The sequence below is a fragment of the Achromobacter pulmonis genome (genome assembly GCF_002885955.2).
GTDB classification, from domain to species: domain Bacteria; phylum Pseudomonadota; class Gammaproteobacteria; order Burkholderiales; family Burkholderiaceae_B; genus Achromobacter; species Achromobacter pulmonis_A.
Window position 1 is genome coordinate 873,667 of the sequence record NZ_POQS01000002.1, and the last position, 22,744, is coordinate 896,410.

The 22,744-nt window shown below is 65.0% G+C and carries 31 protein-coding genes and 1 tRNA gene; 25 read left to right on the top strand and 7 right to left on the bottom strand.

All coding sequences use genetic code 11. The features are described 5' to 3' along the window. Positions 1 to 119: 119 nt before the first annotated feature. From C1I89_RS10230 to C1I89_RS10310, 22 genes are all read left to right on the top strand, one after another. On the top strand, positions 120 to 305 hold the full coding sequence (locus tag C1I89_RS10230) for a hypothetical protein (protein WP_063639616.1): 186 nt from the start codon (positions 120 to 122) through the stop codon (positions 303 to 305). Next, positions 305 to 682 (top strand): hypothetical protein, encoded by a 378-nt coding sequence (locus tag C1I89_RS10235; RefSeq protein ID WP_219929572.1) that lies wholly within the window; start codon positions 305 to 307, stop codon positions 680 to 682. Before C1I89_RS10230 ends, C1I89_RS10235 begins: the two co-directional genes overlap by 1 nt. Then, entirely contained in the window at positions 679 to 954 is a 276-nt protein-coding gene (locus tag C1I89_RS34070) for a hypothetical protein (RefSeq protein ID WP_146196889.1), read from the top strand. Before C1I89_RS10235 ends, C1I89_RS34070 begins: the two co-directional genes overlap by 4 nt. Continuing rightward, positions 935 to 1,207, top strand: a complete 273-nt coding sequence (locus C1I89_RS10240; protein WP_102772623.1) for a hypothetical protein — start codon at positions 935 to 937, stop codon at positions 1,205 to 1,207. Before C1I89_RS34070 ends, C1I89_RS10240 begins: the two co-directional genes overlap by 20 nt. Before the next feature lie 2 nt (positions 1,208 to 1,209). Continuing rightward, a complete protein-coding gene (locus tag C1I89_RS10245; RefSeq protein WP_102772624.1) occupies positions 1,210 to 1,437 on the top strand; it encodes a hypothetical protein in 228 nt (75 codons plus the stop codon). Beyond that, positions 1,434 to 1,595, top strand: coding sequence for a hypothetical protein (locus C1I89_RS34455; RefSeq protein WP_181390918.1), 162 nt, complete (start codon positions 1,434 to 1,436; stop codon positions 1,593 to 1,595). The genes C1I89_RS10245 and C1I89_RS34455 overlap by 4 nt, the downstream gene beginning before the upstream one ends. A gap of 1 nt (position 1,596) precedes the next feature. Next, the gene (locus C1I89_RS10250) at positions 1,597 to 2,694 is read left to right on the top strand and encodes a hypothetical protein (RefSeq protein WP_102772625.1); all 1,098 of its coding nucleotides are present in this window, start codon (positions 1,597 to 1,599) and stop codon (positions 2,692 to 2,694) included. A gap of 7 nt (positions 2,695 to 2,701) precedes the next feature. Beyond that, entirely contained in the window at positions 2,702 to 3,481 is a 780-nt protein-coding gene (locus C1I89_RS10255) for an ERF family protein (RefSeq protein WP_102772626.1), read from the top strand. Next, positions 3,481 to 4,116: a lambda exonuclease family protein gene (locus C1I89_RS10260; protein WP_102772627.1), complete on the top strand. Its 636-nt coding sequence runs from the start codon at positions 3,481 to 3,483 to the stop codon at positions 4,114 to 4,116. The genes C1I89_RS10255 and C1I89_RS10260 overlap by 1 nt, the downstream gene beginning before the upstream one ends. A gap of 2 nt (positions 4,117 to 4,118) precedes the next feature. Beyond that, positions 4,119 to 4,550, top strand: coding sequence for a single-stranded DNA-binding protein (locus tag C1I89_RS10265; protein ID WP_102772628.1), 432 nt, complete (start codon positions 4,119 to 4,121; stop codon positions 4,548 to 4,550). Between the two features lie 38 nt (positions 4,551 to 4,588). Beyond that, positions 4,589 to 5,161 (top strand): DUF1566 domain-containing protein, encoded by a 573-nt coding sequence (locus C1I89_RS10270; protein WP_102772629.1) that lies wholly within the window; start codon positions 4,589 to 4,591, stop codon positions 5,159 to 5,161. Between the two features lie 42 nt (positions 5,162 to 5,203). Next, the gene (locus C1I89_RS10275; RefSeq protein ID WP_102772630.1) at positions 5,204 to 5,608 is read left to right on the top strand and encodes an Lcl domain-containing protein; all 405 of its coding nucleotides are present in this window, start codon (positions 5,204 to 5,206) and stop codon (positions 5,606 to 5,608) included. 70 nt (positions 5,609 to 5,678) lie between these two features. Beyond that, positions 5,679 to 6,173: an HNH endonuclease gene (locus tag C1I89_RS10280; RefSeq protein ID WP_181390919.1), complete on the top strand. Its 495-nt coding sequence runs from the start codon at positions 5,679 to 5,681 to the stop codon at positions 6,171 to 6,173. Positions 6,174 to 6,254: 81 nt separating this feature from the next. Then, entirely contained in the window at positions 6,255 to 6,398 is a 144-nt protein-coding gene (locus C1I89_RS34460) for a hypothetical protein (RefSeq protein WP_181390920.1), read from the top strand. Positions 6,399 to 6,400: 2 nt separating this feature from the next. Then, positions 6,401 to 7,099, top strand: a complete 699-nt coding sequence (locus C1I89_RS35175; RefSeq protein WP_258231380.1) for a hypothetical protein — start codon at positions 6,401 to 6,403, stop codon at positions 7,097 to 7,099. Further along, positions 7,096 to 7,629, top strand: coding sequence for an HNH endonuclease signature motif containing protein (locus C1I89_RS10290; protein ID WP_102772632.1), 534 nt, complete (start codon positions 7,096 to 7,098; stop codon positions 7,627 to 7,629). Before C1I89_RS35175 ends, C1I89_RS10290 begins: the two co-directional genes overlap by 4 nt. 2 nt (positions 7,630 to 7,631) lie before the next feature. Beyond that, positions 7,632 to 8,180 carry a hypothetical protein gene (locus C1I89_RS10295; protein ID WP_102772633.1) on the top strand — a complete coding sequence of 183 codons (549 nt, stop codon included), beginning with the start codon at positions 7,632 to 7,634 and terminating at the stop codon, positions 8,178 to 8,180. Continuing rightward, entirely contained in the window at positions 8,177 to 8,944 is a 768-nt protein-coding gene (locus C1I89_RS10300; protein WP_102772634.1) for a hypothetical protein, read from the top strand. The genes C1I89_RS10295 and C1I89_RS10300 overlap by 4 nt, the downstream gene beginning before the upstream one ends. Beyond that, positions 8,937 to 9,110 carry a hypothetical protein gene (locus C1I89_RS34465; RefSeq protein WP_181390921.1) on the top strand — a complete coding sequence of 58 codons (174 nt, stop codon included), beginning with the start codon at positions 8,937 to 8,939 and terminating at the stop codon, positions 9,108 to 9,110. The genes C1I89_RS10300 and C1I89_RS34465 overlap by 8 nt, the downstream gene beginning before the upstream one ends. Positions 9,111 to 9,155: 45 nt before the next feature. Next, entirely contained in the window at positions 9,156 to 9,458 is a 303-nt protein-coding gene (locus C1I89_RS34075) for a hypothetical protein (RefSeq protein ID WP_102772635.1), read from the top strand. Between the two features lie 82 nt (positions 9,459 to 9,540). Then, positions 9,541 to 9,762, top strand: coding sequence for a hypothetical protein (locus C1I89_RS10305; RefSeq protein ID WP_043207549.1), 222 nt, complete (start codon positions 9,541 to 9,543; stop codon positions 9,760 to 9,762). Continuing rightward, on the top strand, positions 9,738 to 10,913 hold the full coding sequence (locus C1I89_RS10310; protein ID WP_102772636.1) for a site-specific integrase: 1,176 nt from the start codon (positions 9,738 to 9,740) through the stop codon (positions 10,911 to 10,913). Before C1I89_RS10305 ends, C1I89_RS10310 begins: the two co-directional genes overlap by 25 nt. 25 nt (positions 10,914 to 10,938) lie before the next feature. Here the strand turns inward: C1I89_RS10310 and C1I89_RS10315 are convergent. Further along, a tRNA-His gene (locus tag C1I89_RS10315) sits at positions 10,939 to 11,014 on the bottom strand. A 184-nt stretch (positions 11,015 to 11,198) separates the two neighbouring features. Here C1I89_RS10315 and cls point away from each other — a divergent pair. Together cls and C1I89_RS10325 are read left to right on the top strand one after the other, a co-directional pair. Then, a complete protein-coding gene (gene cls, locus C1I89_RS10320; RefSeq protein WP_102772637.1) occupies positions 11,199 to 12,656 on the top strand; it encodes a cardiolipin synthase in 1,458 nt (485 codons plus the stop codon). 32 nt (positions 12,657 to 12,688) lie between these two features. Continuing rightward, the gene (locus C1I89_RS10325) at positions 12,689 to 13,603 is read left to right on the top strand and encodes a LysR family transcriptional regulator (protein ID WP_102772638.1); all 915 of its coding nucleotides are present in this window, start codon (positions 12,689 to 12,691) and stop codon (positions 13,601 to 13,603) included. Positions 13,604 to 13,624: 21 nt separating this feature from the next. Here C1I89_RS10325 and C1I89_RS10330 read toward each other — a convergent pair whose 3' ends face one another. From C1I89_RS10330 to C1I89_RS10345, 4 genes are all read right to left on the bottom strand, one after another. After that, the gene (locus tag C1I89_RS10330) at positions 13,625 to 14,416 is read right to left on the bottom strand and encodes an enoyl-CoA hydratase (protein ID WP_102772639.1); all 792 of its coding nucleotides are present in this window, start codon (positions 14,414 to 14,416) and stop codon (positions 13,625 to 13,627) included. Positions 14,417 to 14,427: 11 nt separating this feature from the next. Continuing rightward, the gene (locus C1I89_RS10335) at positions 14,428 to 15,399 is read right to left on the bottom strand and encodes a Bug family tripartite tricarboxylate transporter substrate binding protein (protein ID WP_102772640.1); all 972 of its coding nucleotides are present in this window, start codon (positions 15,397 to 15,399) and stop codon (positions 14,428 to 14,430) included. Between the two features lie 19 nt (positions 15,400 to 15,418). After that, on the bottom strand, positions 15,419 to 16,600 hold the full coding sequence (locus C1I89_RS10340; RefSeq protein ID WP_102772641.1) for a CaiB/BaiF CoA transferase family protein: 1,182 nt from the start codon (positions 16,598 to 16,600) through the stop codon (positions 15,419 to 15,421). Positions 16,601 to 16,775: 175 nt separating this feature from the next. After that, the gene (locus C1I89_RS10345; protein WP_102772642.1) at positions 16,776 to 17,204 is read right to left on the bottom strand and encodes a PaaI family thioesterase; all 429 of its coding nucleotides are present in this window, start codon (positions 17,202 to 17,204) and stop codon (positions 16,776 to 16,778) included. A 78-nt stretch (positions 17,205 to 17,282) separates the two neighbouring features. On the opposite strand from C1I89_RS10345, the gene C1I89_RS10350 reads away from it, so the two are divergent. Further along, a complete protein-coding gene (locus C1I89_RS10350) occupies positions 17,283 to 18,155 on the top strand; it encodes an NAD(P)-dependent oxidoreductase (RefSeq protein ID WP_102772643.1) in 873 nt (290 codons plus the stop codon). 7 nt (positions 18,156 to 18,162) lie between these two features. Here C1I89_RS10350 and C1I89_RS10355 read toward each other — a convergent pair whose 3' ends face one another. Further along, positions 18,163 to 19,431, bottom strand: coding sequence for an MFS transporter (locus C1I89_RS10355; RefSeq protein ID WP_102772644.1), 1,269 nt, complete (start codon positions 19,429 to 19,431; stop codon positions 18,163 to 18,165). A gap of 139 nt (positions 19,432 to 19,570) precedes the next feature. Further along, entirely contained in the window at positions 19,571 to 22,735 is a 3,165-nt protein-coding gene (locus C1I89_RS10360) for a CusA/CzcA family heavy metal efflux RND transporter (protein WP_102772645.1), read from the bottom strand. Positions 22,736 to 22,744 lie beyond the last annotated feature (9 nt).

Consider the following 22,744-nt stretch of genomic DNA (forward strand, 5'->3'; position numbering starts at 1 on the left):
GGCCTCGGGCCCCTTGCCATCCTTCAACGTTCCAACACGCGAAAAAGCCAAGCCCTCCGGTATGGGCGATTGGTGTGCGCCGCCCTGAGCAATCGACCTTATCCCACACGGAGCAAACCATGGAAATCACGACTTCCCAAGCAGTCGCCACGATGCAGAAGTATGGCGGAAACGGTGTCCAGAAGCTTGCCGCTTGCTGGCTTGCTCTGGATTCTGAGAAGCGCCAGCGTTTGGAGCAGGCGTTTGAGCCTGAGTTCAAGCACTACCGCACGATGTATGCGGAAGACGTGAAGGCGGCGGCGTAATGGAGACTTTCCGCGTTGCGTACCCGTTCGCGCTGGAAGAGTACAGCGGTCCGAAGGATGGCGAATTTTACGACGGGAAGACCTGGCGGCCCGGCGTCCGCTTCGAGGTGAGGGATAGCGGCTATCTGTATGACCCGGACCAGGTGGCGATTGCCGATGGGATGGGCCAGATGGTGCTGGAGGTCGTCAGCCGCCATAAGCCTGGAAAGTTCCCAGAACGCACGTTTTTCCTCCGGAGCTTTGTAGACCCAAACGGGCGAACCTTCGGCAAAGCAAAGCTACGCGTCACAACAACACAGGCATTCAAGCGGATGGCCGCAGGTTATCGCCACGAATTTGAACGCGCCGACCAAAAACAGGACAAGGAACGCCCATGAGCAAGCCCAATCTGCCGCCGCTTCCTACTGAGCGCATCGGCGGCAAGGAAATGAGCCAAGTCTGGTTTCGTGCGCATGAGGTACGCGCCTACGCCGAGGAAGCTGTACGCCAGGCTCTGGCGGCGCAGGTGCCGGTGGCCTGGGTAATTCATGCACGCAAAGAACTAAGCGACCCACAGTTCTGTTGGGGGAATCCGGCGGGCATCTATCAATCGATCTATGTCCCCCTCGCCCTCATCCCGGAGAAAGGCGATGGACATATACCACGGTGATGAACAGTACGAGGTCCTCACTGCCACGGTGCAGGACGTATGCCAGACGCTGGGCAATCCAGCCAGCTGGGATGCAGATGGGCATGACGCGCTGTACTGGGTCAAGCGGCTGGACGATGCGGATTTCTTCGCCAACCTGAGCCACGCCGACTACATGTCGATCCTGTACGCGGTGATGAACAGCAATAGCCAATGGTGCTTGGCCCTGCAGCGGGATATCAAGCACGCAATCGCTACCGAACTTGAGGGGTGAGCATGAACACGATCAACGACGGTGGCCCGGCCTTCCTCAACGTGCCCGATGGCGCTGGCGATAGGTGGGGCACGTGGGATATGGGGATGACCCTTCGCGACTACTTCGCGGCCAAGGCCATGCAGGGAGATATCGCCGCCGGCGCCGACAAAAGGCCGGACGTCGCCGATTGTGCTGCCTGGGCCTACAAAATGGCCGACGCCATGCTGGCCGCCCGAGGCGCCCAATGATCCGCCGCCTCCTGAAAGACCGCGACAACGCCGTCGCCTCGCTGGTCGTCGCCGGCGTGCTGACTGCCCTGATCTTCGGCTACGGCGAAGTCCAGCAGCGCGACGAAACCATCATCGCCCAGGACGGGCGCCCGACCGCTTATGCGGCTAAGGAATGACATGGCCCAAACGACCGAACTCGCCGAACTGCCGCCCCAGGAAACCGCGCTGGAGGTGTATTCGAAGCCCTCGGGCCTGGAACCCTGGCTGGACAAGATCCGCGCCGAGGTGGCCGGCCATGTGCCGGACATGTCGACGAAGAAGGGCCGCGAGGCGACCGCCAGCCTGGCGTTCAAGGTACGCAAGTCCAAGACCGCGCTCGACGCCCTGGGTAAGCAGCTCGTGGACAACTTGAAGGACGTCCCGAAGCGGATCGATGCCGAGCGCAAGCGCATGCGGGACACGCTGGATGCCCTGGCAGATGAGGTGCGTAGGCCCTTGACTGAGTGGGAGCAGGCTGAGGAAGACCGAATCCAGCGCCACAAGGACGCGATTGAAGGCATCGTATCTCTGACCGTCAACTGTGGCGAATCGGTGGAATCCATCCGCGCAGCCGTCGCAGCGGTGGAAACCGTTGCCATCGGTCCAGAATGGGAAGAGTTCGAACCGGAAGCCGCCAGAGCGAAAGACAAGGCGCTGACCGGTCTGCGCGATCGCCTGGCCGCCCGCACAAAGTATGAAGCGGAGCAGGCGGAACTAGCCCGCTTGCGCGCCGCTCAAGCCGAACGTGAGCAGAAGGAGCGAGAAGAACGCATCGCCCGGGAAGCTGCCGAAAAGGCCCAACGTGAAGCCGAGGCCCGCGCCCAAGCGGAACGCGAAGCCGCGATCAGGCGCGCGCAGGAAGCCAAGGCAGCGGCCGAGCGCCGGGAACTGGAATTGAAGCTGCAAGCCGAGCAGGCTGAAAAGGCGGCAGCACAGGCCAAGGCAGACCAAATCGCCGCAGAACACCGCGCTGAGCAGGAGCGTCTAGCCGCCATCGAGCGTGAGAAGCAAGCCGCCGAGGCAGCCCGACAAGCAGAGATCAAGCGCCAGGCTGACGCCAAGGCAGCAGAAGAATCCGAGGCCCGGCGCCGCGAGGCCGACAAGGCGCACAAGGCCAGCATCAATCGCGCCGCCCTGGATGCGTTCGTCCGGGCTGGCATGCCCGAGGACTGTGCCAAACAGGCGGTCACGCTGATCGCCAAGGGACAGATCCCCAACATCCGAATCACTTACTGAGAACGCCATGACTGAAGTTATCGACGCCCCGGCCCGAGCAGTGGCCACGCAGCCCGAGCCGACCGCCGGCCAAGTCGCCGTACTCGCCGCCAACTCGCCCATGGGCATGATGATGGCTGCCGTCAAGCAAGGCATTCCCCTGGATCAGATCAAGGAAATGATGGCAATCCAGCGCGAATGGGAGGCCGACGAGGCACGCAAGGCCTTCAACGACGCCTTCGCCGCGTTCAAGGCCGAGAAGGTGGACGTCATCAAGCGCAAGCAGGTCGACTTCGCCACCTCGAAGGGTCGCACGCAGTACAAGCATGCCGAACTTTCCGACCTGACCGACGCTGTGGGCCCGGCACTGGCTCGCCACGGATTCTCCTGGAGCTGGACGCCCGAGCAGAAGAACGGCCGCATCTACATCACATGCACCCTGCAGCACCGGCTCGGCCATGAGAAGTCGGCAACGATGGATGCCCCCGCTGACGACAGCGGCGGCAAGAACACCATTCAAGCCATCGTCTCCACCACCACCTACCTGGAGCGCCACACCCTGAAGGCGGTTTGCGGAATCTCCGAAAAGGGCGACGACAACGACGGCGCGGGCGCGGACGACGCGGCTTATGACCTGCGCGACGAATGGATCAGCAAGCTGGCCCAGGCGGAAACGCTCGATGACGCTGCCACGGTCTGGCAGGAAGGCTGCAAGGCAATCGAGCCGACTAACAATCTCGCCGCTTTCGCCGCCTTCAAGAAGGCATACGGCGACAAACGCAACATGCTCAAGCAGGAGATCACATAATGGACCTGATTTTCCATAAGGCCCCTCAGGGAACGCCCGAATGGCTGGACGCCCGCCGTGGCGCCATCACTGGCAGCCGATTCAAGGATTGTCGTGACAAGCTGAAAGGCGGCTCTCCATCCAAGAAGTGTCAAGACTATGCAATGGACGTCGCGCGCGAACGTGTTGGCGGCCGCGCGCCGGAGATATTCGCCAATGCCGCGATGCGAACCGGCACCGAACAAGAGCCATTCGCACGTGCCGCCTACGAGGCAAAGACTGGAAATTTCGTGGAAGAGGCCGGATTCATCACGACCGAGGACCGCCTATTCGGCGTGAGCGTGGACGGCCTCGTTGACGACGACGGAATCATCGAGATCAAGACGATGGTTTCGTCCGGCACCCTCTTCACGGCCGTGGTAGACGGTGATATCAGCGCATACACCGACCAGTGCAATGGCGCCATGTGGCTTCTGGGCCGCAAATGGGTTGACCTCGTTCTGTGGGCGCCCGATCTGGAGCCCATCGGGCGGCAGCTTACGATCATCCGGATAGAACGAGACGACAACGCCATCGAAGATTTGGAGGCTGACTTGATGGCGTTCGAGCGCATGGTAACCAATTACGAAAACCTGCTCAAAAAGGAGGCAGCTTAATCATGGCCCAACTATTTGGCCTCGCCCGCATCGGCCGAGACGTCGTCGTACGCCGCACGCAGAACGGCGAGTCCGTAGCTAACTTAGCTCTGGCATTCACCTATGGCAAGAAAGACGCCGACGGCAGGCGCCCCACTCAGTGGGTGGACGCCTCGCTTTGGGGCCAGCGCGCTGAGACCCTCTCGCAGTACCTAACGACCGGCGTCAAGGTCAGCGTCACCATCGATGAAGTGCACATCGAAAACTACGAGCGCCAGAGCGGTGAGCGCGGCGCCAAGCTCGTGGGCCGCGTGTCCAACATCGAATTCGGTGGCGCACCACAGCAGCAACAGCCCGCCTCGGCGTCGTCCCGCCAGCAAGCGGAGCAGCGCACCGCGTCGCAACCCTCTCAAGCATCAACTCTGGCCGACATGTCGGACGACGTGCCGTTCTAGACTCTACGCCGCGCCGCGGCAAACTCCCAAGGAAAACCATGAACGACACGATCCAGTTGGATCTGGGCGGCGGTTCGCGCCTGGAGGTCCCTGCACGCATTGCGCTTGACGCACTTCTTGAGCGCTTGAGCTCCGCTCCTTCCCGACTGTCCAGGCCGGCCCTGATCGGTGCCACGCTACCCGGCCAAGGCGGGATCTACGCCGGCGACATTCTCGGCGATGACGGAACAGTCTACGGGCTTGTAGTGGCCGAAGATGACCTGCAAGGCACCTACCAGTGGAGCCCAGCCGACGGCGAGATCAAAGCCAGCAGTTGGGACGGACTGGTCAACACGAATACCCTGCTCCGTCAGTCCAGTAGCCACCCCGCTGCCCGCGCGGCTAAGGCCTACAGCGCAGATGGCCATGCCGATTTCTATCTGCCGGCCAAGCGCGAGATGCAAATCATCGCCGCCAACGTGCCGCACCTGTTCCAACCTGAGCCCTACTGGACTTCGACGCCCTACGGCTCCAACGGCGCCTGGGCGGTGTACTTCGAGGACGGCGCCGTCTACTACTGGCTCCGCGACGGCGAGTTCCGAGTTCGTCCCGTCCGCAGATTTACCTATTGATCCCTTTATCCCTTGAGCGGGCGAGGCCCGCAGGAGACTCGCATGACCGCTACCGCAACGACTACGCCCGCCATCGGGCAAGAATGGCCCGAACAGGGCGGACTCTTCATCGGATCCCGTCTGATTGACGGCGTAGTCCACCACCGCATCATCCCGGGCGGCGTTGAGTTCGATCTGGTAGATGTCGAGTTCGATGACCTGGCCGACGCAATAGCTGAACGCGGCGAGGTCAACGGCCATTCCGACTGGCAGGCGCCGGACCAGGAAGACATGATGCTGGCCTACATCAACACCCCGGACCTCTTCGACAAGGACGACTGGTACTGGACGAACAAGCCCTACGGCTCCTTCTACGCCTGGGCGGTGGATTTCGAGGGCGGCCGCGTCTACTTCTGGCTCCGCCGCAGCGAGTTCCGGGTTCGTCCCGTCCGCAGCATCATCGCTTAATCCCTTCATCCCTTTGCGGGCGTAGCCCGCCGATGCCATGGCCCTGCACACTGGGCCTAGGAGGATTTTCATGGACGTCGTATGGAAACCTATACCTGGGTTCCCTCGGTACTCAGCTAGCAACACAGGCTTGGTGCGCAGCGAAAAACGGCCTGTTTCAACTTTCCCCGACCGCAAGGGTTATCTGAAGGTCAAGGTGGCGCAGGGCGACGGACGGCGTGTCGGACGCCTTGTTCACCGGCTTGTTGCCCTGGCCCATCTTGGCAATATCCCGGACGGCCTAGTTGTATGCCATATCAACGGCGATAAAACCGACAACGCAGTATCCAACCTTCGCATATCGACCTCCTCGGAGAACGAACTCGATAAGCGCAGTCACGGCACCGCGCCCGTTGGCTCAAACCATCCGCGTAGCAAGCTGACCGAAACCGAGGTTTTGGAAATTCGCGCAATGCATGCCAAGCGCACGCCCGGGCGAAGCGCAGCAGCCCTTGGAAGAAAGTACGGCGTCTCCGGCGATACCGTCTGGCGCATCGTCCACCGCGAACTCTGGGCGCATATCTAACCCACGGCTTCCTCCCCTGTCCCTGCATCCCCCGAGCCCCCGCAAAGCTGGCGGGGCTGCCCTTCTTTGCCTGGAGATGTTATGCGCCACACAGATAAATGGTTCCCCGACGAGGACGATGACGCTTCAGGCGAGATTAACCCTGTCGCTTACGCCTTGGCTGCTTTTGCCGTCTACGTTGCCCTGGCTGCCATCTGGATATTCCGCAGCGAGATTTGGAGCTGAGCATGAACAACGAATGGAAGACCATCGACAGCGCGCCGAAGACAGGGCGCACTCTGCTGCTTGGATACTGGAATTCCCACGGTAACTGGCGCACAGTTCGTGGACGGTGGATGTCTCTCGAATACATAGCTGAGCACTGGGAAGACCCGGACGAAGCAGAGGAAGGATGGTTCGAAACCGCAGTCGAGGCCGATGACGCGCCGAACTGCTGGTCGGTCAGTCCCTCGCACTGGCAACCCATGCCCGTGCCTCCCTGCCCGACCTGCAATGACCAGGGCGCGGTCGGCAATATCCTGACCGCCGCGCCGTGCCCTGAATGCACCCCTCCCGCCAGCGCACAGGACGATGCGAAGGACGAGCGCCAGGCGGACGCTTGCCCGCGTTGCGACGGTAGCGGCGAGATAACCGTGATGAGTGACAACAGCCCGGACGCGCATGACGTGATTTTCTGCTGCGACCACTGCCAGGGGTCGCGGGCAGCGACGGACGCCGCCAAGTATCTTGCGGCCGCTCTGTCTGGCGAGAAATACCGGCACATGCAGCTATGGGGCGAATACCGCAACTTCCACCGCAGCCTGTGCGCACGCTTCGGATACGGCCATGACCAGGTGCATTTCCGCCGCGATCTGGTGTCGTTGGAAGAGGCCATCGCCGCCAAGGTCAGCGCTCCCGCTGCTGGCGATGCGGAGACCAAGTCATGAAAATGCCCGTCCCTGGATTTGAGAGTTACAGCGTTGATTCTGATGGCATCGTCTATGGAAAGAACGGACTTCCCATGCGTCCATGCAAGAACTGGAAAGGGTATCTACGAGTTTGTTTTCATCAAGACGGGAAAAAGCGGTACAGCAGCGTACACGCACTGGTGCTGGAAGTATTTGTTGGACCGCGTCCAACGGGGATGCAAGCCTGCCATTTCGACGGGGACAAGTCGAACAACAGGCTGAGCAATCTTCGGTGGGCAAGCCAATCGGAGAACCAGAAGGACAACGCTCGCCTTGGGACGATAGCCAAAGGTGAAAAAAATGGAGCGGCCAAAATCACCGCCGAACAAGCACGTTTGATTGTCGAACGACGCATGGCAGGGGGGAAAGAATGGGGCCGCGCCGCTATCGCCGCAGAACTGGGAATCAGTGTAGATCTGGCATCCAAGATAGCGCATGGAAAGCTTTGGCAGCACGCTACGGGCATGCAGTACCAGCGGATGGCAGCCTCTCAGCAGCAGGAGGGGTAGACATGGCCCGCATTGGATATGCTGACCCGCCGTACATCGGATGCGCCCACTTATACAAAGACCACCCCGATTATGCAGGTGAAGTGGACCATGCCGAACTTGTAGCGCGCCTCGAACGCGATTTTGATGGGTGGGTTCTGCATGCGTCTGCAACCCCACATAGCATCGCCGTCCTAGCACCCCTCGTTGAAAAGACAGGCGCCAGGTGGATGACTTGGGTCAAAGGCTTCGCGGCGTTCAAGCGAAATGTCCCGGTGGCGTACGCGTGGGAACCAGTAATCGTCAAACCCGCACGAAAGCCGGTGGTAAGCAAGCGGCTAACCATGCGCGACTGGATACAGGAAAGCATCACGCTGAAGCGCGGTCTCACTGGTGCAAAGCCAGAAGCCGTATGTCATTGGGCTTTCGAAGTCGTGGCGGCTAGACCGGAAGACGAACTTGTTGATCTATTTCCTGGCACTGGGGCAGTGACCCGCGCCTGGACTTCATGGCAAGGGAAGTTTGCGCTTCCCGACGATGGCCCACTGTTTTCTCAGGAAAAGACCAAATGACCATCAACAATCACACTCCCCCACTGCTGACAGACGAAGAAATCCTGGCCCTCGAAATCGAGGCCGGCGGCACGTTCGCCCAGGGGCCGGTCCCCTTCGCCCGCGCCGTCGAATCCGCCCTGCTGTCCAAGCTGCGCGCGGAAGACGCGCAGGCGAGCGATGAGCGGGCAGCTTTTGAGGCGTATGTCCAAAAGCGATTCGGCGGCTTGGCCGAGCCGTGGGACGCCAACGCTGCGCGCTACCCGTATGGTCCCGATCAGGCACGTTGGGAGGCTTGGCGGGCGGCCCTGGCCTGGTACGCGGAGCAGGTCGCTGGCTGCCGAAAGATTGGCGCAGACGGCGATGCCGCCCGCCAAGCGCTGGACAAAGACGGTGGCAGGCGTGCCCGCGCCGCCCTGGCAAGCGCCCCTGTAGCCGGGGAGGCGAAGAACTACCCAGGCGACAACGTGGCCGAGCGGCTGGACAAAATGGCCGACGACCAGCCGCCGGGGTCACAGGTGCAAAGTGATCTGTACGCGGCGGCCACAATCTGGCGCAAGCATATTGCTCATCGTGCCGCGCCCCAGGCCAGCGAGGCGGATGGCCTGATAGACGCCTTGGGGCAGTGCCGCGATGCGTTCCCCATCCCGGACAAAGTAGGCTCCAAGCTTGATTTGCTTTGGCAGGAAGCCATGAGCGATCCGACAGCGGTGCCGGAATATGTGAAATTGTGCGCCGCCCTGTCCGCGCAACCGGGAGCGCAGAAGGGGAAGAGCGATGAGTGACACCTACCCGATCCGCCTCCCATCCGGCGGCAAGGCGTTCCTGATCCTTCCCGACCCATTCACGCGGGCGGACGCGGAACATGTCTGCCGCTGGCTGGAGTTGATTGCTGAGGATCCGCCGTCCCACCCCAAGCAGCACAACGACGGAGGCGCTGTTTATGACTAATTAATGAGTCATAAACTGCACTAATGCTTTATTAATGGATCAATCATGAATATAGAAGAACTGGAACAGATAGCCCAGCGTCCTAGCTGCTGCAAGCCCTTCGGGGCCAGCGTGACGCTCAGTGTTGGCGAGCGCGATGAGCTGGTGGTGATGGCGAGGCAGGCCATTGGATCTCTCCCCGCAATCGACTCAGACGACAACCAACCCTGGGGTCAAACTGACCCCGCCACTGCCTTCCACCTAATCGACCGACACGCAGAGAACTGGGCACATGCCGGCGTCCTGATGGAGCGATGGGCCCGTGCTTGGGTTGCAGCAAACCCCGCGGCGAAGGATGAAGATGAATGATGCAATCCAGCGCCTGCTGGACACCACGAAACACGCATGGATTACACAGCCCGCCTAGCGCGGGCTTCGTTTTGGAGGCGATATGTTGCAACGTGCGGTAGAGCCTGCAGTGCAGGTCGCGCCGGCACCCTATGTGACGATAGCGCTCGCCGCTACCATCACGGGCCTTACGGAGAAGGCGATCCGCCGTAAGATCGAAGCCGGCAAATGGATCGAAGGGCGCGAATGGATCCGCTCCTGCGACGGCGGAATTTTCATTTCAATGGCAGGGTACCGACAATGGGTAGAAAAGGGACAGGCGTAGAGATCCGCGAGAAGTCCATCCGGATTTCCTTTACCCTCGATGGCGCCAAGAAACGGGAAACCCTCAAGGTGAATGGCACGCCCATGCTGCCGACGCCAGCCAACATCAAGTACGCAGAGCGGCTGGCAATCGAGATCCGGGAGAAGATCCGTCACGGCGCTTTTAGCATGGCGGAGTACTTCCCGGAGTCGGTCGCCGAAGTAGACGGTACGGTTGGCGGTCAGCTGGACGTCTGGGTCGCATCGCAGCGCATCGAGAACTCCACCAAGGACGGGTATTCTAGCGCCATCAAGTTCTGGAAGAACGGCGTTGCCGATAAGCACGGGCTGCGCCTTGGGCAAATTCCCCTGCGCCGCCTGAAGCTCAGCCACATCCTGACCGTCATAGCCAGCCGGCCGGACCTGACCGGGAAAACCGTCAACAACTATGTATCCGTCCTGCGGCAGGCCCTTGAGTTGGCAGTACAGGACAAGGTTCTGACCGACAACCCGGCCGAGGGTGTGCCGCGGGCCAAGCACCAGAAGGAGCCGCCCGATCCTTTCAGTCTTGAAGAAGCCGAGGCCATCATCGCCTATGCGGCCGAGAAGTATCCAGAGCCGGTCTACAACATGATCGAAGCTTGGTTTTTCACCGGCCTGCGTACGTCCGAAGTGTTCGGCACCCGATGGCCTAATGTCGATCTTAGGGACAAGACCGCTCAAATCGTGGAGGCCATTGTCCGCGGCGAACGAAAGTCCCGAACAAAGACCAATACCGGTCGTCTGGTCAAGCTCAACAGCCGCAGCTTCGCCGCCTTCCATCGGCAGGAGAAACACTCGCGGATGCGTGGTGAGCAGGTTTGGCTGGACCCCAGGTATGGGACGGCCTGGGAGGATGAGCGGGCGTTTCGCCGCAGCTATTGGTCACCGGCCTTGAAAATCTTGGGAATCCGATACAGGCGCCCATACAACATCCGTCACACCTACGCGACGATGATGCTGATGGCTGGCATGCGCCCGGCGTTCTGCGCCAAGCAGATGGGGCACAGCATCCAGGTGTTTCTGACCACCTATGCAAAGTGGCTGGACGGCGCCCACGACGACCTTGAAATGGCCAGGCTAGAGTCCGCAATTACCCCGAATGTTCCCCGAGAAAACAAAACAGGCACCTAAGTGCCTGTAATGTATGGGAATTTTTTGGGGTGGCTGATGGGACTCGAACCCACGACAACCGGAATCACAATCCGGGACTCTACCAACTGAGCTACAGCCACCACTGGTACTGCTTGCTTCGCTGCGCGGCCTTGAAAAAAGGTGCTCATCAACGAAGAGGCCGAATTCTAGCACGTTTTTTTGAATGGTGTACGAGGCCGTGGCGAAAATGGACTTGCCTGGGCGTGGGGCCTTGATATGCTTGCGCATTGACCGCCCCCGGAGACCGTGGTTTACCCCCTCGTCATGGACCGCATACACGCTATTTTGATCGATTACTGGCCTCATCTGGTATTTGCCATCAGCGTCGTGGCCGGAACGGGCGCGGCGGTGCATGCCGCGATGACGAAGCAGGACGTGCGGGCGGCCATCGGCTGGGTGGGGGTGGCGCTGTTTTCGCCGCTGTTCGGGGCGCTGTTCTATTTCGTGGCGGGGATCAACCGGATCCGCAAGACGCGGCTGTCGCAGCAGCGCGACGAGGCGATGGTGGTGGACGCCGAGCAGGTGGAGACGGCGCCGGTGGACGTGGTGCAGGTCTCGGGGCCGCAGTTCGCGTCGCTGAAGGTGCTGGGCGACCGCGTCAGCCGTTTCCGGCTGTTGGGCGGCAACGCGGTGCAGCCGCTGGCCGGCGGCGACGAGGCGTATCCGGCCATGCTGCAGGCGATCCGCGAAGCGCGCCATGCGGTGGCGATGCAGAGTTATATCTTCGACAACGATCCGATCGGGCGCGAGATGGCGCAGGCGCTGATCGAGGCGCGGGCGCGCGGGGTCGAGGTGCGGGTGCTGATCGACGCCATCGGGTCCAAGTATTCGCGCCCGCCCATCGTGCGCATGCTGGCGCGCGGCGGCGTGCCGGTGGCGCGCTTCATGACCAATCCGCTGGGGGTGCTGCGCATGCCCTACGCCAATCTGCGCAGCCACCGCAAGGTGCTGGTGATCGACGGGCGGGTGGGTTTCACCGGCGGGATGAACGTGCGCGCGGCCTTCGTCAGCGCGCTGGCCGGGCCGGCGACCAACCGCGACACGCATTTCCGGGTCGAGGGGCCGATCGTGACGCAGCTGATGTCGGTGTTCGCGCATGATTGGAATTTCACGACGCACGAGTCGCTGCCGGCCAGGCCGTGGTTCGATCCCAGCGCGCAGCCGCGCAGCGGCCGGGTGCCGATGCGCTGCGTGCCGTCCGGCCCGGACCGCGCGCTGGGCAGTTCGCACAATATGCTGCTGGGCGCGCTGGCGGTGGCGCAGCGCCACGTGCGCATCCAGTCGCCCTACTTCCTGCCCGACCAGACGCTGATCGGCGCGCTGGCCACGGCCGCGCGCCGCGGGGTGACGGTAGACATCGTGATTCCCGGCAAGAACAATCTGCGGCTGGTGGACTACGCGATGACGGCGCAGCTGGACCAGGTGGTGCGCACCGGCTGCCGGGTGTGGCGCTCGCGCGGGGCGTTCGACCATTCCAAGCTGATGACGGTGGACGACGCCTGGGCCTATGTGGGCTCGTCCAATCTGGACCCGCGCAGCCTGCGGCTGAATTTCGAGCTGGATACGGAGATCTACGATCCCGAGGTGGCGCGCTGGATCGCGGCCCGGGTCGATGCGCTGATCGGCCAGGCCAAGCGCGAGACGCTGGAGAGCCTGCACCAGGCGCCGTTCGCCAAGCGGCTGCGCAACAAGGTGATCTGGCTGGCGACGCCTTATCTGTGACGCCGCCGCGCGGGCTGGGGTAATCTTGCGCGATGCGCTATGAACTGACCGATCTCCGCCTGTTTCTTGCGATCGCCGAGGCCGGAAGCCTGTCCGGCGGCGCCAACGCGGTGCACCTGACCGCCTCTTCCGCCAGCTACCGCCTGAAGAACCTGGAGTTCGCGATGGGCGTGCCGCTATTCAAGCGCGAGGCGCGCGGCATGGAGCTGACCGTCGAGGGCGCGTTCGTGCTCAAGCACGTGCGCTCGCTGCTGGCGGGGGTCGAGCGCATGCACGGAGAGGTCAGCGGCTTCGCCAGCGGCCTGAAGGGCAGCGTCAAGCTGTTCGCCAACAGCAGCTCGCTCAACGGTTTCATCGTGCCCAGCCTGGGCCGCTTCCTGTCGGCCAATCCCAACGTCAATATCCTGCTCGAAGAGCGCTCCAGCACCACCATCGAGGCCGCGATCGCAGGCCAGGAGGCCGATATCGGCATCTTCGCCGGCCGCGCGCAGTCGGCCGGCGTCAACGCCACGCGCTATGCGGTCGACGAGCTGATCATCGCAGCGCCGCTGAACCATCCGGTGGTGGACAGTTCGCCGGTGCGTTTTCCGGCGGTGCTGGACCTGGATTTCGTGTGCATGAACCGCAGCACCAGCAATTTCATGTTCCTGCGCGACATGGCCAAGCTGGCCGGCAAGACGCCCAAGGTGCGCATCCACGTGCATACCTTCGACGCGGCGCTGTCCATGGTGGAGGCCGGCGTGGGGGTGTCGCTGGTGCCGCGCAGCGTCGCGGCCGGCGCGCTGCGCGAAGGCCGGATCGCGGCCGTGGGGCTGCGCGAACCCTGGGCGCGGCGCGAGCTGACGCTGGTCACTGCGGCCGGCTCGCCGCCCTCGCCTTTCGTCGAGCAGGTGGCCGGCTACCTGCTCGACGATCCCATCGTGGCGGCCACGCGCGAGCAGGACTGACGGCGCCCGGCGCGCGCCAGCTCAGGATTTCGCGCGGCGCTTGCTTGCCAGGAACTCGTTCATGAATTTCTGGGGCTCGCCGGTGTTGAAGGCGGCGCCGAATTCCGCGACGCTGTCCTCGATCGCTTCGTCCACCGACATCGTCTCCCAGCGGCGCAGCAGCTTTTTCTGCTGGCGCAGCGCGGCCGGCCCGAGCGCGGCGAAGCCTTCGGCCAGCTTGCGCACGGCGCCGTCCAGTTCGGCCTCCGGCACGGCGGCGTTGACCAGGCCCCAGTCGAGCGCGCGGCGGGCGTCGATCAGTTCGCCGGTCAGCAGCATCCAGGCGCTGTTGGCCGCGCCGATCAACGGCGGCATGAGCGCGGCGTGGATCACGGACGGGATGCCCACCTTGACTTCGGGCATGCCGAACTGCGCGTGGTCGGCGCAGATGCGCAGGTCGCAGGCCAGCGCGAATTCCAGGCCGCCGCCCAGGCACCAGCCCGGAATGCGGGCGATGACGGGAACCGGGAAATGGCGCACGGCGTTGCACAGGTCGCGCAGGTTCGAGATGAAGCGCCGCGCCTTCGCCTCGTCCAGCGCCGCCATTTCGGCGATGTCGGCGCCGGCCACGAAGGCGCGGTCGCTGGCGCCGCGCAGCACCAGCACGCGCACCGAGTCGTCTTCGCGCAGCCGCGCCAGCGCTTCGCGCAGGCCGTCGATGACCGGGGTGCTCAGGATGTTCAGGACGCCGGCGTCCTGCATGGTCAGGGTGGCGATGCCGCCGGCCTCGATCTCGGCGCGGGCATGGGCGACTTCAAAGGTTCTGGTGTTCATGGGATCTCCTCTTACTGCATTTTCTCGAATTTGATGTCGGCCACCACGCTTTGCCAATGCTGGTTGGACTTGGCGATCAGCGCGCCGAACTCCTCGCGCGACATGGGGCTGGGCACGGCGCCCTGGCGTTCGATGGCGGCGACCGTGTCGGGGTCGGCCAGCGCCGCGCGCACGGCCTGGTTCAGCTTGTCCAGCACGGGCTCGGGCACGCCCGCCGGCGCGGCCAGGCCGAACCAGGACGGGTTGTTCATGGCAGGCAAACCGGCCTCGGCGTAGGTCGGCACGTCCGGCAGCACCTTGAGCCGCTGCCTGGCGGCCACGGCCAGCGGGCGCAGGCGCTCGCCCTGGATCAGCGGGTAGGACGACGGAATATTGTCGAACACGACCTGCACTTGTCCAGCCACCAGGTCGTTGAGCGCCGGACCCAGGCCCTTGTAGGGCACGTGCAGCATGCGGGTGCCGGTGGTCTTGAGGAAAAGCTCGCCGTTCATGTGGCTCAGGCCGCCGTTGCCCGAGGAGCCGAAGGCGTACTTGTCCGGATTGGCCTTGAGCAGCTGCAGGAAGGAAGCCAGGTCCCGGGCCGGCAGCGTCGGGTTCACGACCAGCACGTTGGGCACGTCGGCCAGGTTGCTGATCGGGGCGAAATCCTTGACGGGGTCGTAGGAACTCCTGGCGTAGACGTTGGGATTGACGGCGTGCGAGCTTTCCACCGCCATCACCAGGGTGTAGCCGTCGGCCGGCTGCTTGGCCGCGTAGGCCGAGCCGATGTTGCCGCCGGCGCCCGGACGGTTCTCGATGATGACGGACTGGCCGAGCCGCTCGCCCAGCTTGTTGCCGACCACCCGCGCGATGATGTCGGTGGTGCCGCCCACCGCGTAGGGCACGACCAGCCGGATCGGCCGGTCGGGGTATTCGGCGGCGGCCATTGCGGGCGCGGCCAGGCAGGCGCACAGCGCCGCCACGTGGAGTTTTATGGATTTCATGGTTGTCTCCTCGGTTGAATCATCTGTTGGGGGAATCCGGCAGCACGCTTGCGGTGTGCTCGCCCAGCAGCGGCGGCGCCGCGCCCAGGGCCTCGGGCGGGGAGCCGGCCAGCAGCGGATTGCGCACCAGGCGCAGCTCGCCCAGCCTGGGATGCACGGCGGTCTGCACCAGGCCGCGGTGCTGCACCTGCGGATGCGCGAACACTTCGTCCAGCGTGTGGATCGGCCCCCAGGGCACGCCGGCCGCGTCGAAGGCGTCGGTCCAGCGCTTGCGCGGGGCGGCGGCCAGGGTCTGCGCGATCAGCGGGCGCAGGCCGTCCATGTGCGCCAGGCGCGCGCTGTTGGTGGCGTAGCGCGCATCGGCCGCCCATTCGGGATGGCCGGCCACGCCGCAAAAGCGCGCGAACTGGCCGTCGTTGCCGATGGCCAGGATGAGGTGGCCGTCGGCGCAGGCGAACACCTCGTACGGGGCGCAGTTGGGATGGGCGTTGCCGCTGCGCTGCGGGGCCACGCCGGACACCAGGTAGTTGGCGCCCTGGTTGGCGTTGAGCGCCACCGCCACGTCCAGCAGGCAGATGTCCAGCGGCATGCCGCGGCCGGTCCGGTCGCGCTGGCGCAGCGCCGCCAGCACGGCGGAGGTGGCGTACATGCCGGTCATCAGGTCCACCACCGCCACGCCGGTGCGCAACGGCCCGGCGCCCGGCGTTCCGTCGGGCTGTCCGGTGTAGCTCATGAGGCCGCCCATGCCCTGGAACACGTAGTCGTAGCCGGGCTTGCCGGCCAGCGGACCGGACTGGCCGTAGCCGGTGATGGACAGGTAGATGAGACGCGGATTGATGCGCGCCAGCGAGTCGTAGTCCAGGCCGTACTTGCGCAGCCCGCCCGCCTTGTAGTTCTCGACCAGCACGTCGGCGCCGGCGGCCAGTTCGCGCACGCGGGCCGCGCCCGCTTCGGTGGCGAAGTCGATGGCCACCGATTGCTTGCCGCGGTTGCAGGCCATGAAATAGGCCGACATCGACGCCTGGCCGTCGGCCGAGCGCAGGTCGGGCGGGCCCCAGCCGCGGGTATCGTCGCCGCGCTCCGGGTGTTCCACCTTGATGACCTCGGCGCCCATATCCGCCAGGTTCTGCGTGCACCAGGGGCCCGCGAGTATGCGGGAGAGGTCCACGACTTTCACGCCCCGCAAGGCCGTGTGCAGCATAGTGTCTCCGTGATTGAAACGATCCGGAAAATTATGCTGGCCCGCTCGCGCGGCGAGGAGTCGAATGTTTCGAACGCTGCGTTCGTCGGCGTTCAAACGGCGCGTTTAGCCCTATGGGACGGCGCGCCGCCTTGGTCCGGCGCGAACGCCGGCTTCGAATCTTTCGTATGGCGTCTCAGCCGTCCGAGGCCGGCGTCTTGGCGGCGCGCACCGCGAACACCGCGTTGGCCTTGAGCATGACGCGGCCTTCGACCTGCAGCCGGCAGGTGGCGTAGATCAGGCGCTTGCCCTGCTTGTCGATCTGCACGTGGGCCTCGAGCCAATCGCCGGGCCTGACCGGATTCAGGTACTCGACCGACATCTGCACCGTGACCACCGACACCTGCCCCTGCTGCGCGATGGTGTAGCCCAGCGCGCTGTCGGCCAGGGTGGCCAGCAGCCCGCCGTGGGCGATGCTGTGCATGTTGGTGTGCGCCTCGTCCAGCCGCAGGGCCAGCACGCAGTCGGCGTCGCGCTTGTACAGCGCGCCGAGCTCGGCCAGGTGGGTCATGAAGGGACTGCTCGGGCGCCAGGGCTCGAAACCGGAAGGAACTTGGGCTGTCATGTGAAGGCCGGGTCTGAGTGGGAGTCGGAGTAAGATTTACACGATAACCAACACCCTAACAAGGCAGGAGCAGTAAAGATGGCGAAAGTCGGCATGGTTGGAATCGGCCTCATGGGCCATGGCATCGCGAGCAATCTGGTCAAGCACGGTCATGCGCTGACGGTGCTGGAGCACCCGGGCAACCAGCCGCTGGACGCGCTCAAGGCCGCCGGCGCCGCCAGCGTCACCGACGGCGCCACGCTGGCGGCGCAGTCCGACGTGATCATCCTGTGCGTCACCGGCAGCCCGCAGGTCGAGGCCGTGCTGCTGTCGCCCGGCGGCGTGCTCGAAGGCCTGCGGCCCGGCACGGTGATCATCGACTGCTCCACCGCCATCCCCTCCTCCACCGAAAAAGTGGCGCAGGCCGTGGTCCAGGCCGGCGGCCGCTTCCTGGACGCGCCCATGACCCGCACCCCCAAGGAAGCCGCCGAAGGCCGGCTCAACCTGCTGGTGGGCGGCGACGCCGCGCTGTTCGAGGAGTGCAGGCCGCTGCTGGCCTGCTTCGCCGAGAACATCACGCACGCCGGCCCGGTCGGGGCCGGCCACCGCATGAAGCTGCTGCACAACTATGTGTCGCTGGGCGTGGTGGCGCTGCTGTCGGAAGCGGCCGCCTGCGCGCTGCGCGCCGACATCGATCCGGCCGTGTTCGCCGACGTGCTGGCCAAGGGCGGCGGCGGCGGCGTGGCGCTGGAGCGCATCAAGCCCTACCTGCTGGAGCAGGACCCGTCCTCGCTGCGCTTTTTCATGTCGAACGCGCAGAAAGACCTGTCCTACTACAACACCATGGCCGCCGAGACGGGCGCGGTGCGCGAGATCGGCGCGGCCGTGCAGCACACCTTCGACCAGGCCGTGACGCAAGGCGGCGGCGAGCGCTACGTGCCCGAACTGGTTTCGCTGCTGAAAGACCGCTAGACGCGCTTCAGCGCCCGCCGGCCGCGGCAGCCTGCCCGGCCAGCAGGCCGCGGGCGGGCAGGCGCAGCGAGATCAGCGCCGCCGCCAGCAGCAGCGCGCCGGCCGAGCCGAAGGCCACCCAGTGCGTGCCGAAGGTTTCATAGGCCCAGCCGCCCAGCCATGAACTGATCATGCCGCCGACCTGGTGGCCCAGGTAGGTCAGCCCGTACAGCACGCCCACCAGGCGGATGCCGTAGACGTCGGCCAGGATGGCCGAGGACAGCGCGATGCTGCCGGCCCACGCGATGCCGCCGATGGTGGCCGCCCCGTACAGTTCCCAGTCCGCGCCCACCATGACCAGCGCGAAGAAGCCCAGCCCGCGCACCAGGTAGATGGTGGCCAGAATGTTGCGCCGTTCCACCTGGTCCGACAGCCGGCCCAGCACCAGCGTGCTGAAGATCGCCACCAGGCCGATCAGGCCGATGCCCAGGGAGCTGGTGGTGGCGTCGAAGCCGTGGTCCATCAGCATGGGCACGCCGTGCGTGCCCAGCAGGTTCATGCTGAAACCACAGGCGAACAGGCCCAGCGCCACCTGCCAGAAAGGCAGCGTGCGCAGCGCGCCGCGCACGTCGGGCGCGGCGCGTGCGGGCGCGGGCTTGGCGGCAGCCGCCTTGTCGACGATCTGGTGAGGCAGCAGGTCGGCGTGCTCGGGCGCCTCATCGCGCATGATGAAAAGCGTCATCGGCACCGTCATCAGCGCGAACAGGACCGCGAAGCCCAGCATGGTTTCCTTCCAGCCCACGGCGGAGATGGCGAAAGTCAGGGCCGGCGTCATCAGCGCGATGCCGGCCATCGAACCGGTGGACAGGAAGAACAGGGCCATGCCGCGCTGGCGCGTGAACCAGCGGCTGATCACCGGCGTCAGCGCCACCGGGCTGGTGAAGGCCAGGCCGATGGACAGGGCCACGCCGAAGGACAGCAGGAATTCGATGGGCCCGCCGGCGAACACCGTCCAGATGCACGAGGCCACCACGATCGCGGTTCCGGTCAGCAGCACGAAGCGCGTGCCGCGCGTGCTGACCAGGTAGCCGGCCAGCGGCATGCCCAGTCCATAACAGAGCATGCCGACGGCCACGATGCCGGACAGCATGCTGCGCGTGAATCCCAGGCTCTCGGCCATGGGCAGGAAGAACGGCCCGATCGCCATGCGCAGCCCGACGGTCAGCAGGGTGAGTACCGCAGCGGCGCCGACGATGTTCCAGCCAAAATACCAGCCGCGCGGCTGTTGCTTGTCCACGTGTGTCTCCTCGTCATCTTCTTATGGCCGCCCGCGCAAGGCGGCTTGGGCCGGCGGATGCCGGCCCGCGTCATATTACTCCCGGAGATATGCGCCGGTGGCGCGGGGGCTGGAAAAGCTGTCCGGTGACCGGCCGCGCCTATTCCCGGCGGGCCGCGTCCGCCAGTTCCAGCTCCTCGGCGTCGTTCCTGTGCGCCAGGCGGTACAGCGCCGGCAGCACCAGCAGCGTCAGAATGGTCGAGGAGATGATGCCGCCGATCACCACCGTGGCCAGCGGGCGCTGGACTTCGGCGCCGGTGCCGGTGGCGATGGCCATGGGCACGAAGCCCAGCGAGGCCACCAGCGCCGTCATCAGCACCGGGCGCAAACGCGTCAGGGCGCCGATGCGCACGGCCTGGCCGACGGATTTGCCTTCTTCGCGCAGGCCGCTGATGAACGACAGCATGACCAGGCCATTGAGCACCGCCACGCCGCACAGCGCGATGAAGCCCACCGCCGCGGTGATGGACAGGGGGATGCCGCGCAGCCACAGCGCGATCACGCCGCCGGTCAGGGCGAACGGAATGCCGGTGAAGACCAGCAGGCCGTCCTTGACGTTGCCGAACATGGCGAACAGCAGCGCGAACACCAGCAGCAGCGCCGCCGGCACCACGATCTGCAGGCGCTCGGCCGCGGACTGCAGCTGCTCGAAGGTGCCGCCCCACGAGGTCCAGTAGCCGGCCGGGATCTTGACCCGCTCGCCGATGGCCGCGGTGGCCTCGGACACGAACGAGCCCAGGTCGCGGCCACGCACGTTGGCGCTGACCACGATGCGGCGCTTGCCGTCCTCGCGCGAGATCTGGTTGGGCCCCGGCGCCAGATCGAAGCTGGCCACCTCGCTCAGCGGGATGTAGCTCGCCTGGGCCTGCCCTTCCTGCCTGGGCAGCGCCACCGGCAGCTTGCGCAGCGCCGCCAGGTTTTCGCGCACCGATTCGGGCAGGCGCACCACGATGTCGAAGCGCCGGTCGCCCTGGAAGTAGGTGCCCGCCTCGCGCCCGCCCACGGCGATGGCCAGGGTGTCCTGCACGTCAGCCAGGCTCAGCCCGTAGCGCGCCGCGCGGGCGCGGTCGATGTTGACCGTCAGCATGGGCAGGCCGGTGGTCTGCTCGACCTTGACCTCGGACGCGCCCGGAATGCCTTGCAGCACTTCCGCGATCTCGGCGGCGGTCGCGTTCAGCACCTCGTTGTCGTCGCCGAACACCTTGACCGCCACGTCGCTGCGCACGCCCGAGATCAGTTCGTTGAAGCGCAGCTGGATGGGCTGGGAGAATTCGTAGTTGTTGCCCGGCACCTGGGCCGCCGCCTCCTGGATGGCCGCCAGCAGCTCGGCCCGGGTCTTCTTGGGACTGGGCCACTGGTCCATGGGCTTGAGCATGATGTAGCCGTCCGAGATGTTGGGCGGCATGGCGTCGGAGGCGATCTCGGCCGTGCCGGTGCGCGCGAACACGCGTTCTATCTCGGGAAACTGGTCCTTGAGCCGCTTTTCCAGCTGCTTCTGCATTTCGACCGACTGCGTCAGGCTGGTGCCCGGGATGCGCAGCGCCTGGATGGCCATGTCGCCCTCGTTCAGGCTGGGCACGAACTCGCTGCCCATGCGGGCCGCCAGCACGCCGCAAAGCGCCACGAACACGGTCGCGCCGGCCAGCACGGCCGGGGTGCGGCGCAGCGCGGCTTCGAGCAGCGGCTCGTAGCGCCGCCTGGCCCAGGCCATCAGGCGGTTTTCCTTTTCCGCGACGTGCCTGCCCATGAACAGCGCCACCGCCGCCGGCACGAAGGTGACCGACAGGATCATCGCGCCCAGCAGCGCCAGCACCACGGTCAGCGCCATGGGATGGAACATGCGCCCTTCCACTCCGCTCAGGGCGAAGATCGGCAGATACACGACCATGATGATCAGCTGGCCGAAAAGCAGCGGACGGCGCGCCTCGCGCGCGGCGGCGAAGACCTCGTGGAAGCGTTCGCCGCGCGTCAGCGGCCTGCCGTGGTGCGCCTGCGCGTGGCTCAGGCGCCGCACGCAGTTCTCCACGATGACCACCGCGCCGTCGACGATGATGCCGAAGTCCAGCGCGCCCAGGCTCATCAGGTTGGCGCTGACCTTGTAGCTCACCATGCCGGTGAAGGTGAACAGCATGGACAGCGGGATGATCATGGCCGTGATCAGCGCCGCGCGGATGTTGCCCAGGAACAGGAACAGGATGACGATGACCAGCGCCGCGCCTTCCAGCAGGTTCTTCTTGACCGTGGCGATGGCCTTGTCGATCAGGTTGGTGCGGTCGTAGACCGTCACCGCCTGCACGCCGGCCGGCAGCGACTTGTTGATGGCTTCGAGCTTGGCGGCGACGGCCTGCGACACGGCGCGGCTGTTCTCCCCGATCAGCATGAAGACCGTGCCCAGCACCACTTCCTCGCCGTTGCTCGTGGCCGCCCCGGTGCGCAGTTCGCGCCCGATGGATACCTCGGCCACGTCGCGGATGCGGATGGCCTGGCCCTGCACGGTCGCGAGCACCACGTCTTCGATGTCCTGCATCGAGCGCACCTGGCCCGGCGCGCGGATCAGGTACTGCTCGCCCTTGCGTTCGATGTAGCCGGCGCCGATGTTGGCGTTGTTGCGGTCCAGCGCGGTCATGATGTCGGTCAGCGCCAGGCCGTAGGAGGCGAGCTTTTCGGTGCTGGGCGCGACCTGGTATTCCTTGGCGAAGCCGCCGATGGCGTTGATCTCGGTGACGCCGGCAATGTTGCGCAGCTGCGGCTTGATGACCCAATCCTGGATCTCGCGCAGGTCCATGGGGGTGTAGGGCGTGCCGTCGGGCTTGCGCGCGTCGTCGGCCGCCTCCACCGTCCACAGGTAGATCTCGCCCAGCCCGGAGGAGATCGGCCCCATGGTGGGCGTGATGCCTGCGGGCAGGTTTTCCCTGGCCTCCTGCAGACGCTGGTTGACCAGCTGGCGGGCGAAATAGATGTCGGTGCCGTCCTCGAAAATGACGGTCACCTGGGACAGCCCGTAGCGCGACAGCGAGCGCGTCTGCTGCAGGCCCGGCAGGCCCGCCATGACGGTCTCGATCGGATAGGTCACGCGCTGCTCGGTCTCCAGCGGCGAGTAGCCCGGCGCGCCGGCGTTGATCTGCACCTGCACGTTGGTGATGTCGGGCACGGCGTCGATGGCCAGCCGCGAGTAGTTGTACACCCCGATGGCGGCCATGCCCAGGGTGACGAAGAGCACCAGCCATCGCTGTTCGATGGCGAAGCGGATCAGGCGTTCGAACATGTTCCGCCC